This is a genomic window from Ruegeria haliotis (assembly GCF_013377785.1).
In the GTDB taxonomy this organism is placed as follows: domain Bacteria; phylum Pseudomonadota; class Alphaproteobacteria; order Rhodobacterales; family Rhodobacteraceae; genus Ruegeria; species Ruegeria haliotis.
The window spans coordinates 129310-141271 of the sequence record NZ_JABXWT010000009.1 but is presented as its reverse complement, the minus strand read 5'-3'; the positions used below and the strand labels follow the sequence as shown (position 1 = coordinate 141271).

At 59.0% G+C, this 11962-nt stretch carries 12 protein-coding genes; all 12 read right to left on the bottom strand.

Annotated features, from left to right (window positions below; translation table 11 throughout):
• Positions 1-20: 20 nt before the first annotated feature.
• Positions 21-1697, bottom strand: a complete 1677-nt coding sequence (locus HW561_RS15415) for a formate--tetrahydrofolate ligase (protein ID WP_176866229.1) — start codon at positions 1695-1697, stop codon at positions 21-23.
• Between the two features lie 165 nt (positions 1698-1862).
• Positions 1863-2438, bottom strand: coding sequence for an MOSC domain-containing protein (locus HW561_RS15410; protein WP_176866228.1), 576 nt, complete (start codon positions 2436-2438; stop codon positions 1863-1865).
• A gap of 105 nt (positions 2439-2543) precedes the next feature.
• A complete protein-coding gene (ftsH, locus tag HW561_RS15405) occupies positions 2544-4460 on the bottom strand; it encodes an ATP-dependent zinc metalloprotease FtsH (RefSeq protein WP_176866227.1) in 1917 nt (638 codons plus the stop codon).
• A 76-nt stretch (positions 4461-4536) separates the two neighbouring features.
• On the bottom strand, positions 4537-5796 hold the full coding sequence (gene tilS, locus HW561_RS15400) for a tRNA lysidine(34) synthetase TilS (protein WP_328803296.1): 1260 nt from the start codon (positions 5794-5796) through the stop codon (positions 4537-4539).
• Positions 5787-6611 (bottom strand): tol-pal system protein YbgF, encoded by an 825-nt coding sequence (ybgF, locus tag HW561_RS15395; protein WP_176866225.1) that lies wholly within the window; start codon positions 6609-6611, stop codon positions 5787-5789. The genes tilS and ybgF overlap by 10 nt, the downstream gene beginning before the upstream one ends.
• 4 nt (positions 6612-6615) lie before the next feature.
• Positions 6616-7122, bottom strand: coding sequence for a peptidoglycan-associated lipoprotein Pal (pal, locus tag HW561_RS15390; protein WP_176866224.1), 507 nt, complete (start codon positions 7120-7122; stop codon positions 6616-6618).
• 83 nt (positions 7123-7205) lie between these two features.
• Complete coding sequence (gene tolB, locus HW561_RS15385) at positions 7206-8525, bottom strand: Tol-Pal system beta propeller repeat protein TolB (protein ID WP_176866223.1); 1320 nt, start codon at positions 8523-8525, stop codon at positions 7206-7208.
• Entirely contained in the window at positions 8522-9625 is a 1104-nt protein-coding gene (locus tag HW561_RS15380; protein WP_176866222.1) for an energy transducer TonB, read from the bottom strand. The genes tolB and HW561_RS15380 overlap by 4 nt, the downstream gene beginning before the upstream one ends.
• A 9-nt stretch (positions 9626-9634) precedes the next feature.
• A complete protein-coding gene (gene tolR, locus HW561_RS15375; protein ID WP_176866221.1) occupies positions 9635-10111 on the bottom strand; it encodes a protein TolR in 477 nt (158 codons plus the stop codon).
• A 1-nt stretch (position 10112) separates the two neighbouring features.
• Complete coding sequence (gene tolQ, locus HW561_RS15370; protein ID WP_176866220.1) at positions 10113-10808, bottom strand: protein TolQ; 696 nt, start codon at positions 10806-10808, stop codon at positions 10113-10115.
• Between the two features lie 109 nt (positions 10809-10917).
• Positions 10918-11301, bottom strand: a complete 384-nt coding sequence (gene ybgC, locus HW561_RS15365) for a tol-pal system-associated acyl-CoA thioesterase (protein WP_176866219.1) — start codon at positions 11299-11301, stop codon at positions 10918-10920.
• Positions 11298-11921, bottom strand: coding sequence for a hypothetical protein (locus HW561_RS15360; protein WP_176866218.1), 624 nt, complete (start codon positions 11919-11921; stop codon positions 11298-11300). Before HW561_RS15360 ends, ybgC begins: the two co-directional genes overlap by 4 nt.
• Between the last annotated feature and the right edge of the window lie 41 nt (positions 11922-11962).

The following is an 11962-nucleotide window of genomic DNA, read 5'->3' as shown; positions in this document are numbered from 1 at the left end:
GAGATGTCTTATCTGGCGGCTTAGAACAAGCCTTCGATCTCACCTGCGTCATTGAGACAGATGCTTTCCGCCGCCGGTTTGCGCGGCAGGCCGGGCATGGTCATGATCTCTCCGCAGACAACCACGACAAAGCCGGCACCGGCGCTCAGGCGCACCTCGCGCACCGGAACCGAATGGCCGGTGGGCGCGCCGCGCAGGGTTGGATCGGTCGAGAAGGAATACTGCGTCTTGGCCATGCAGACCGGCAGGTTGCCGTATCCGGCCTCTTCCCATTCGCGCAGCTGGTTGCGGATCTTGGTGTCGGCCAGAACCTCGTCGGCGCGGTAGATGCGCTTGGCGACGGTCTCGATCTTCTCAAACAGCGGCATGTCGTCGGGGTAGATCGGCGCGAAGTTCGCGGACCCGCCTTCGACGATTTCGACCACCTTCTCGGCCAGAGGCGCGGAGCCTTCCGAGCCCAGCTCCCAGTGACGCGACAGAACCGCCTCGACGCCGTGCTCGGCGCAATAGTCGCCGACCGCCTGCACCTCCGCCTCGGTATCGGTGACGAAGTGGTTGATGGCGACAACGACCGGAACACCAAAGGATTTGACGTTCTCGATGTGACGACCCAGGTTGGCGCAGCCCGACTGAACCGCGTCAACGTTTTCGGCACCCAGATCGGCCTTGGCCACGCCGCCATTCATCTTCATCGCGCGCACGGTGGCAACCAGCACCACAGCCGACGGAGCGATGCCTGCCTTGCGGCACTTGATGTTCATGAACTTCTCGGCGCCAAGATCAGCACCAAAGCCCGCCTCAGTCACGACATAGTCGGCCACTTTCAGCGCCGTCTTGGTGGCGATGACCGAGTTACAGCCATGCGCGATGTTGGCAAACGGGCCGCCATGGACAAAGGCCGGGTTGTTTTCCAGCGTCTGTACCAGGTTCGGCTGCATTGCGTCTTTCAGCAGCACAGTCATCGCGCCTTCGGCTTTGATGTCGCGACAGTAAACCGGGGTCTTGTCGCGGCGATAGGCCACGATGATGTCACCCAGACGCTTTTCCAGATCTTTCAGATCGTTGGACAGGCACAGGATCGCCATGACCTCGGACGCCACGGTGATGTCAAAGCCGGTTTCGCGCGGGAAGCCGTTCGACACGCCGCCCAGGGACGCCGTGATCTGGCGCAGGGCGCGGTCGTTCATGTCAACCACACGACGCCATGCAACACGGCGCACGTCGATCTCGCACGCGTTGCCCCAGTAGATGTGGTTGTCGATCATCGCCGACAGCAACGAATGCGCGCTGGTGATGGCGTGGAAATCACCGGTGAAGTGCAGGTTCATCTCTTCCATCGGAACAACCTGCGCATACCCGCCACCCGCAGCGCCGCCCTTCATGCCGAAGTTCGGACCAAGCGAGGCCTCACGGATACAGATCATCGCGTTCTTGCCGATCCGGTTCAGGCCATCGCCCAAACCAACGGTGGTCGTCGTCTTGCCCTCACCCGCAGGCGTCGGGTTGATCGCCGTCACCAGGATCAGCTTGCCGTCTTCACGACCTTGAACCGAGTTGATGAAGTCCTGGCTCACCTTCGCCTTGTCATGCCCATAGGGCAGCAGGTCCGCAGAATCGATGCCAATCTTCGCACCAATCTCCTGAATCGGCTTCTTCTGCGCCTCTCGGGCGATCTCAATGTCAGATTTGTAACTCATTGGGCAAGGTCCCTGATTGAATGCCGTGCATACCGGCGCGAAGAGGCCGGTGCTGCACAACCCATACCGTTGTGTACAATGACAATGGATATAGATTCCGACATAATCACGCCGCGAAACGGCGTCAGGGCTGATCTGCAGTCTCCAATCGGAAACGGGCGGGTATTACGGGGCCCAATTCCGCTGATCTGGCACAAACAATGTCATTTGGTCGCCGACACGCAACAAGCCGGGCCGCTCGACCCATGCGGTCACCCCGCGGCGCCCCTTTGCCGCTGGTTTGAATGCTGTGCCATATCCGGGTTTATCAGCTTCGATCTCGCGTCCGGGCAACACGCAGGGCCGGTTTTCCATGTCGATCGTGATCGTCACACCATCGGCCAGTTGCAGACGGGAAGACGGAGGGACGTGTGTGAAATCAGGAATTCCACGCAAAACGATGCTGACCCCCAGAAAGGAGGGATCCAGACTGTCCAGCCCCATATCCTGCGCAATCGCATCCAACTCTTCGGCGGACAAAACCGACAGCTGGCGCACGTTTCGAATCTCAGTATCCTCTGGATAGAGGTTTTTCACCCGCACGCATGAGGCGCGATTGCCCCCTTCATGCCGCGCGCCGCGATCCCCTGAAAAATCAAGATCAAGGGAGTCGACCGCCTGCGCCCGTAGGGATTGCCCGGCGGGAACGTGACCCAGCCAGACGACCTCACCCGTAAATTCTGTTTGGCGCAAGACCGGCATTTTCAATCCCTTCGCATATTCGTCACCGCGACCCAATAGAGGCCATGTCGGCAACAATGGAAAGGTCAAAAACAAAAGACCCGGGTAGTGCCCGGGTCTGTTTGATCAGGCCGAAGGTTCCGGCTCCATCCCGCCCTCAGGCGGAGATTTCTTGACTTTGGTCTTCGGAATGGCGGTGACACTGGGCGCGCTTCCCTCGTCAGGGCTGTCGCCTTCATCATCGCCTTCGCTGGGCGAGTCGCCATTCATGACGCGTTTGATCTCTTCACCAGTCAGGGTTTCGTATTCCAGCAGGCCCTGCGCCAGACGCTCCCATTCTTCGGTCTGGTCGGTCAGAATCTGGTGCGCCCGCTCGTAACCCTGTTGGATCAGGCGTTTGACCTCTTCTTCGATCAGCTCCTTGGTGTGCGCCGATACTGAGAACCCAGCCGTGTTACCGGAATAGCCGTCATGTGCCTCGGCATAGTCGATATTGCCGACCTTGTCCGACATGCCCCAGCGCATCACCATGGCACGCGCCAATTGGCTGGCCTGCATGATGTCACCGGCGGGACCGTTCGAGACGTGATCTTCACCGTATTTGATCACCTCGGCGGCTTTACCTGCCATGGTCATGGCCAGTTTTTGTTCACATTCATCGCGGTGATAATTCAGACGGTCCATTTCCGGCAGTGACACCACCATCCCCAGCGCACCACCGCGTGGAATAATGGTCGCCTTGTAGACCGGATCACACAGCGGCAGCGACAGGCCGACCACCGCGTGACCAGATTCGTGATAGGCGGTCTTTTCCTTCTGATCCTGGGTCAGCACCATCGAGCGGCGTTCGGCACCCATCATCACCTTGTCCTTGGCGTTCTCGAAGTCTTCCATTGTGACAAAGCGACGACCGACACGGGCAGCCATCAAAGCGGCTTCGTTCACAAGGTTCGCCAGATCCGCACCCGAGAAGCCGGGCGTACCGCGCGCGATGATGCGCAGATCAACGTCAGGGCCCAGCGGGGTCTTGCGGGCGTGAACCCCCAAAATCTTCTCACGACCTTTGATGTCGGGATTGCCAACGGTCACATTCCGGTCGAACCGGCCCGGACGCAGCAGCGCGGGGTCCAGAACGTCTTTCCGGTTGGTGGCCGCAAGGATGATGACACCCTCGTTGGCCTCAAACCCATCCATTTCGACCAATAACTGGTTGAGGGTCTGTTCGCGCTCATCGTTACCGCCGCCGTAACCGGCGCCACGATGGCGACCCACGGCGTCGATCTCGTCGATGAAGACGATACAGGGCGCGTTCTTTTTGGCCTGTTCGAACATGTCGCGGACGCGACTTGCACCGACACCGACAAACATCTCGACAAAGTCCGAGCCTGAGATTGTAAAGAACGGCACGCCCGCCTCACCCGCAATTGCACGGGCCAGCAGCGTCTTACCAGTGCCCGGAGGGCCCACCAGCAGCGCGCCCTTTGGGATCTTACCGCCGAGACGCGAGAATTTCTGCGGGTTGCGCAGGAATTCCACGATCTCTTCCAACTCTTCCTTGGCCTCATCAATGCCTGCGACGTCGTCAAAGGTCACGCGACCATGTTTTTCGGTCAGCATCTTGGCCTTGGACTTGCCAAAGCCCATCGCGCCGCCTTTGCCACCGCCCTGCATCCGGTTCATGAAGTAAACCCAGACGCCGATCAGAAGCAGGAAGGGCAGCAATGTGATCAGAAACGACTGAAACCCGGATTGCTGCTGCTTTTCAGCGCGCACGGGGATGTTTTCATCAATCAGCAGCTTAGTCACTTCAGCATCGGTGGGCTTGATCGTGACAAATGTACCGCCGCCTTCGGTGGTATAGCGAATCTGCTCACCATCCAGAGTCACATTCTTGACTTGGCCACCCTGCACGGCGCTGACAAAGTCGGAATAGGTTCTTTCGTTGCTCTGAAGCGTTCCGCCCGGTCCGCTGAACAAATTGAAAAGTGCAAGGATCAGCAGAAACAGAACGACCCAAAAGGCGATATTGCGAGCGTTGCCCAAGGAAAATCTCCCAAAAGATTACGGCAGATGGGGATCTGCCGAGTTACCTCTTAAAATAGAGAGGATTGTGGCAGGTTCAATGCGATAAAATCGAAGTGTGGAACTCTGTCCATTCGGGGGCCGGTTCAGCGCGCCACCCGTTGGCATAACCGGCAAGCGGCGCAGCAAGCAGAGCATCCCCCTGCCAAACCGCCGGAGATGATTTCAGCGCAAGCCGCGGGCGCCCGATCGCACGCCAGTCCGGCAGACATTGCAAGCCGCTTTCACCAAGCGCGCTGATTCTTGCCCCTGCGGTCGCAGGTCCAGTCAGAATCCATCTTCCGTCCCACTGCGCGCCAGCGGCAACGGTCAGGCCCTCGACGGCCTTAAACTCCCTGCAAATCCACATATTGTGGCCTTGCGGGATCAATAGGCAGCCACCTATCGCCCCCGCCCGTCCGTGCAAAAGCGCCTCTTCGGCCTGATCAATTGCTGTCTGGCGCGGTGGATAGCCTCGCCCCGCGATCCACAACACGGCCCCCACAAGAATTCGACGGCGGATTTCATCGGGCAACGCTGCGAATCCCACACGATCAACCAGAATGTCCCCCGCTTCAACTCGGGCGACCTTGCGGGCGGATTCCTGCGCAAAAAGCGCCAAAGCTTCTCGTGCTTGTGCAAGATTTTCAGCCACTCGCGACAGTGTTTCGGGCATAATCCCCAAGACTTCGAGGTTCGACAAGGCCTCACGCGCCTTGATGCGGTCAAAGCGATTGTCCTGATTCGAGGGGTCCTCGATCCAGCCCACCCCAATCTCGGTCAGATAATCTCGCAGCCGCTGGCGTGTGATTCCCAACATGGGACGCAGCAGTTCGATGCCTCCTCTGTGCCGTTGGAAGGGCATCGCGGCCAACCCGGTCACACCTGCGGCTCTGCCCAATCGCATCAGAACTGTCTCCGCCTGATCGTCCGCCGTATGGCCCAAGGCAACCGCGCTGATGTCCTTGCCACGCGCCCAGTCTGTCAGCAAAGAATAACGCGCTTGTCGCGCCCTATCCTGCAGATTCCCAGCTCCGTCCCAGCCGCCCCAACGCAGAGTCTCGTGAGACAGGCCAAGTTGCGCAGCTTGTTCGGCAACGACTTTTGCCTCATGCGCTGCCTCGGATCGCAGACCGTGATCGACCGTGATGACGAACAGTCTGGCGCTCTCTCTTTGCGCGATGCCTTGCAAAAGGTGCATCAAGGCAACCGAATCGCCGCCCCCCGACACAGCGACACCCAAACGGCCCGGCAGCATCTCAGGCAGCCGGGCGCGGAGTTCGGATCGTAAGCTATCGACTTGGCGACTCAAGAACACCCCAGCGATGCCATTTCCTGTGTGGCATCGGGCAAGGTGGCGGAGGCCGGGAAACGTACTCCGACTTCGCTGAGGGTAATGCAGGCCTGATCGGTTTGCCCCAAGCGCCCCAATGCGGCACCCAGTTCATACAGCGCCTGAGGCGCAAGGGCCCCCTCTGAATCGCCGGTGAAGCTGGCCAAAAACGCCCGCGCCGCCTCGCGCGTATCGCCCAGACCTTCTAGCGCCTGACCACGTTTCAGATTTGCTTCAGGTGCAAGTGGACTGCCCGGGTAAGACGTATCAAACTGAGCGAACATGGTGGCCGCCGTTTGATAGTCGCCATCTGCCAACGCTTGGGAGGCCGCGTCGAAATCAGCCTTTTCGCCCACGGCAAGCTCGCCCTGATCAGCGCCGGACGGTTCTGTTGGCGAAGGAAGGACAGCAGCGGTGGATTGGTCACCACCACCCAAAGTCGACGTCTGGTCCAGTGTCGACAAATCGCCGCCTTCCAGCTCGACAAGTCGGAACTCGAGGTCTCCGATCCGGTTGGTACCGTCCGTCACGATGTTCTGCACACGCTGGTTTAGTTGCTCGGTTTGACGCGTCAGCCGCTGCAACTCGGCCTCGATGGCGTCGACCCGTTCCAGCACTGAACTGCCGGACAGGTTCGGCGCTGGTGACCCGGTGGTTGAAAACTCGCGCTTGAGACGTTGGATTTCCACATGCAATACCGTCAGCTCCTGCCGGATATCCGCCAGGGTCTGTTGATCTTGCGCTTTTGCCACACCCGCCGTCGCCAAAGCTACGGCCAGAACCAATCCTGCAACTCGCATTGTCTTACCCCAATGTTGAACCGGTCAGCACCGTCACCGCGCGACGGTTCTTGGAATAACATTCCTCGGTGCTGCAAATCTCGATCGGGCGTTCCTTGCCATAGCTGACAGTCTTCAGACGATTGCCCGCTACACCGCGCGAGATCAGGAATTCCCGCGCTGCATTGGCCCGGCGCGCACCCAGTGCAAGGTTGTATTCCCGTGTCCCCTGCTCATCCGCATGGCCCTCGATGGTGGCCACAAAGTCGGGGTTGGACATCAGCCAGTCGGCTTGTCCTTGCAGGGTCGTTTGTGCCTGCGGCGTCAAGGTGGATTGATCAACCGAGAACAACACGCGGTCGCCAACAGTTTGCTGGAAATAAGCTGGCGAACGCGGATCACTGGGTGAGCCTGGCACAATCGCGCCGCTGCCACCCGGGCCGCCACCACCCAAGGCCGAAGGATCGTTGCTGGTACAGGCGGCGATCACACTCAGCGCGCCCAATGCCAGGATTTTGCCCAATACGTTCATTTCAAGTGCCTCGTGTTTTGATTATTGCCGCTTGTCTACCACAGCATTGGTTTCTTGTGAACTTGGCGGCGCTGCGACCGCAATCAATTTTGCAACGGCCCCCATGACGGATCACTGCCGCCATCCGGAGTGCGAACAGGTCGTAGATTCCGCCCCGAGATATCGACAGAGTACAGCGACGACCGACCGCTGGCACCCTGCGTTTCCCGCGTAAACATGATCACGCGTCCATTGGGGGACCAAGTCGGACCTTCGTCCAGGAAAGATGATGTCAGCAAGCGCTCCTCATCGCCATTTGTTCGCATCACTCCGATATGGAACCGACCTTTGTTCTGTTTGGTAAAGGCAATCAGATCCCCGCGCGGGGACCACACCGGAGTGCCATAACGCCCCTGACCAAAGCTGATACGCGTCGGCTCCCCGCCACCAGAAGGCATGACATAAAGCTGCGGGGTGCCCGAGCGATCGCTTTCGAACACAATCTGGCTGCCATCCGGCGAATAACTGGGCGCGGTTTCAATCGCGGGCGTGTTGGTCAATCGCACGCTTTGCCCCGAGGCCAGATCCATTTTCCAAAGGTCGGTATTACCGCCTTGAATCAGTGAATAGACGATCGACCGTCCATCTGGCGAAAACCGGGGCGAGAAGCTCATGGTGCCGTCTTGAGTTTTCAGCTCTTGCTTTTTGACCCGTCCGACATCCAGTACATAGATGCGAGGGCTACCGCTTTCATAGCTGGTATATAGCAGCCGATCACCGGTGGGAGAAAACCGCGGCGCCAAAACGATGGCAGCACTATCGGTCAGATACTGCACATTCGCGCCATCATAATCCATAATCGCCAAACGCTTGAGCCGTTGGTTTTTCGGCCCGCTTTCCGAAACAAAAGCCACGCGGCTGTCAAAATAGCCGCCCTCACCCGTGATCCGGCTATAGACCTGATCCGACACCTTATGAGCCATGCGCCGCCAGCCATCGGTCGTACCAGCCAATTGCAGACCTTCACCCAACTCCTGACCCGAGAACACGTCCCAGACCCGGAACCGAACCGTCAGGCGTTTACCAGACACGTTGACCGCGCCGGTAACAAGGGCCTGCGCGTTGATCGCTTTCCAGTCTGCAAACTGAACCGGCGCATCAAAACTGCTGACCCGGCTGATAAACGCATCTGCCGAGATTTCTCGAAACAGGCCTGTTCCGGTCAGGTCGGCGGCGACAACGCGAGAGATATCCTGTGCATATTGCGCCGCCGCTGGCCCGTCCGGGACAAAATTGGGAACCGCAAAAGGCATCGGTTCGATGATCCCTTCATCGATTTCCAAACGAAGGGGTCCGCTCTGAGCATGTACCGGCGCCGACAACAGGGTCAGGCCAACAAAGAGGCTGGTCAGAAGTTTCATCATTTGATCCGCATCCTCTCGGGATTGAATGTAATCTCAATTTCCTGCCACTGCGCGTATTTGTCAGCAGGCAGGTCGAATCCTTTGGCCCCACAGCGCAAAATCGCTCGTCGGGCCGCCTGATAGGCTTGATTTGCGGCAGCAGCCGATCCACCGGAACTGTCCAACATCGAAATGCTGCTGCCGACAACCGTACCGTCCCGGTTCATGGAAAATTCGACAACAACCACGGTGCTCAACGCATCGGTCGACAAAGAGCCGACGTTCCAGCATCTGGATACGGCCAGACGCATCGCATCCTTCTCACCGCTGGTCAGCGGCGGGCCAGATGGCTCTGTCCCACTCCCCAGCGCCTCGGCCAGCGCATCGTTGATGGCCGCTTCGTCGTTCTGCGCCGGGTTTTCCGGCGCCGGTTCCGGAGTTTCGGCCACAACAGGCTCGGCTGGTGGTGTCGGTCGGTTCGGACGCACGCGCGGTCGGGGCGATGTCAACGGCGACTGTTCGTCTGTTTCCTCGGCTTCCGTCACGATCTCCGGCGCAGCCTCTTCAGGCGCGGTCTGGTCCTGCTGCTCCTGCTGTATTTCAGCGCCCTCATCCAAGGAAACGGGTGGCGTTTCCACGTCATCAGGCTGGGCCTCGGGCGGGGGAGGTGCAATAGCCTCGGGCGCAATCCGGTCAGCGGCTCGGGGCTGCGCCTCGGGCCCCGGGGGGACAGGCAGCGCGGCAATTTCGGGTTCAGGTTCTGTCAAAACCGGAGGCTCTTCGATCACTTCGGGTTCGGGGGGAACTTCGACTGGTTCTGGTTCAATTTCCGGTTCCGGCTCGGATGGCGTGACCGGCTCGGGACGGGGCTGTTCTTCCTGCGTCGGTTCTGGCGCATTGGCCTCGACTTCGGGATCCGGAGGTTGCTGTAAAGTGCTGGGCGTTGTCGGAACCTCGGGCGCGTCGCGTTGGGCCGTCATGGCGGCAAACTGTTCAGCCGTAATCACAGACACATCCTGTACGGACATCGGCAACGGCTCGGACCGGAAGGTCCCGCCGAACAATGCCCATCCGATCAGACTCACATGGGCAATTGCCGAAATCTTGGTGCCGGTATCCACCGTGCGACCTCACTCTCCGCCATCGTCCAGCGTCGGTCCGCCGGTATCGGTCACGAGGCCCACATTGGAAAAGCCGCCAGCGTTCAACGCACCCATCACCTGCATAACCTGCGCGTAAGGAATCGCGCCATCGGCCCGCAGGAACACACGATCGCTGCTGCGCTCGGACGCAATCGCGCGCAGCTTGCCAATCAACTCTTCGCGTAACACATCCGTTGTCTGGATCTGCACTCTTCCTTCGGCGGTCAAGGTCACGGTCAGCGGCTCTTCGTTGTCGCCGGGCAAGGCACTTGCGGCTGTCTTGGGCAGATCGACTGGAACACCCACGGTCAGCAAGGGGGCGGCCACCATGAAGATGATCAGCAGCACCAGCATCACATCTACAAACGGCGTCACATTGATTTCGGCCATCGGTTGCGCGCGGCCACGCCGCCGCCCGCGCCTGCGCCCGTTGTTCCCCGAGGATTGCTGAACCGCAGCACCCATATCAGCCGTCCAACTGTCGTGACAGGATGGTGGCAAATTCGTCGGCGAAAGCTTCATAGCCGCCAACAATGCGATCGCTGTCCGCGCTAAGCTTGTTATAGAAAATCACCGCCGGGATCGCAGCCAGGAGGCCCAGACCTGTGGCCAACAGCGCTTCGGCAATACCGGGCGCAACCACGGCAAGGTTGGTGTTCTGCTGTTCGGCAATTTCGATGAACGCATTCATGATGCCCCAAACGGTGCCAAACAGGCCAATGAAAGGCGCGGTCGAACCAACGGTGGCCAGAATGGGCAGGCCCTTTTGCAGCGTTTCAGATTCCTTCGCGATAGCCACATCCATGGATCGGTCAATCCGCGCCGTTGCACCTGCAATCAATCCACCATCGTTGCGATGGGATCTGCGCCATTCGATCATGCCAGAGGCGAATATCTTCTCGGAGCTGCCGTCAGGCCGGGACCCAATCTGTTCGAACAATTCATCCAGCGGATTACCCGACCAGAAGGATTCATCGAATACTGCAGCTTCTCGACGCGCGGACCGATAGTTGATGAGCTTCTGTATGATGATTGCCCAAGACCACCCTGAAGCGACCACAAGGACAAGCATCACGATCTTTACGATAAATGTCGCGCGGGCAAACAGCCCCCACATGGAGAAGTCGATCTCCTGCGCCAGCGCCAGCGTTTCAGCTTCCATGAACCTGCTCTTTGTTTTGCCTGATGGCCGTTCGTTTGGCCTTGTTTTGCCAAACGCTATCGCAGTTGGTCATGAAAAGCCAACAGAACCACCCCGGCCCCACAAATTGTTACATCAATGCGCGAATCTCTGCCGGAAGGCGGATTGGCTTGCCTGCGCTGTTAATGCAGACGGCTGTCACCGTGGCGCGGAATATCTCGGTTTCGCCCCGGCGAACAAGCTGCGCCATGGTCAGCCGCACGCCCGAGATTGAAACCACTTCAGTTTCGACCACCAGTTCATCCTCAAACTTTGCAGGGGACAGGTAATCCGCCTCGACCCGCCGCACGACCCAAACGATCCCTTCGTCCCGCATGGCGTTCTGGTCATTGCCCAACTTGCGCACCCAATCCGAACGGGCACGTTCGATATAGCGCAGGTAATTCGCATGATAAACGACACCGCCCATGTCGGTGTCTTCGTAATAAACGCGAACCGGATAGGTATGTTTCATTGCGGTGGATCCAGCCGGGCAAACAACCGTAGTGCATGAGAAGGATCCTGCGCAGCACCCGGCAAAACCGGATCATAGGCGGCGCGGATCAAATCAGCAATTTCGGGACGCAGGATCGTTGCCTCGCCCGCCACGGCCAACGGGGATGTGGTGCGGAACGCGGCATCCGACCAAAGCAATACGGTTTGCACGACCTGGCTGAGCGCAAGGGTATCAGCTGGAACCTCGGACAATTCTTCATCCATCCGCAAAAAGACAAAGGCCGCCCGAATTGCGCCGTCGTCTTCGAACCGAAAAATACGATACTGATTGGCATCCGCAGCGACCAGACGCTCCACCAATGGTCCGAGATCAGGAACCAGGCGGTCCAGATCCGGCACATCGAGCAATTCCTGCCAATCCCGGAAAAAGAACACCATGCAGTTGGCGCCCAGTTCCGGGTCAGTTTCAGCCATATTGTGGCCGACCAGCGTCACGACCGCTTCGAATGCGCCCTTGACTGTGGTCAGCGTCTCATCTTCCACCCCGAACACAATGGGCACAATCGGACGACCCCACCGCGCAAACAGGAACTCACCGCTTTCGCGTGTAAACAGGGCCTCAATCTCTTCGGGTGTCACGCACAATCCTTCATCTTTTCGAAAATACTCTCGCCGAAGGC

Excerpts from the sequence above, each read along its gene's own strand:
- ybgC (WP_176866219.1), bottom strand. The coding sequence starts at position 11,301 with ATGAAACATACCTATCCGGTTCGCGTTTATTACGAAGACACCGACATG.
- ybgF (WP_176866225.1), bottom strand. The coding sequence starts at position 6,611 with ATGCGAGTTGCAGGATTGGTTCTGGCCGTAGCTTTGGCGACGGCGGGT.
- HW561_RS15415 (WP_176866229.1), bottom strand. The coding sequence starts at position 1,697 with ATGAGTTACAAATCTGACATTGAGATCGCCCGAGAGGCGCAGAAGAAG.
- tolR (WP_176866221.1), bottom strand. The coding sequence starts at position 10,111 with ATGGGTGCTGCGGTTCAGCAATCCTCGGGGAACAACGGGCGCAGGCGC.
- pal (WP_176866224.1), bottom strand. The coding sequence starts at position 7,122 with ATGAACGTATTGGGCAAAATCCTGGCATTGGGCGCGCTGAGTGTGATC.
- tolB (WP_176866223.1), bottom strand. The coding sequence starts at position 8,525 with ATGATGAAACTTCTGACCAGCCTCTTTGTTGGCCTGACCCTGTTGTCG.
- tolQ (WP_176866220.1), bottom strand. The coding sequence starts at position 10,808 with ATGGAAGCTGAAACGCTGGCGCTGGCGCAGGAGATCGACTTCTCCATG.
- HW561_RS15410 (WP_176866228.1), bottom strand. The coding sequence starts at position 2,438 with ATGCCGGTCTTGCGCCAAACAGAATTTACGGGTGAGGTCGTCTGGCTG.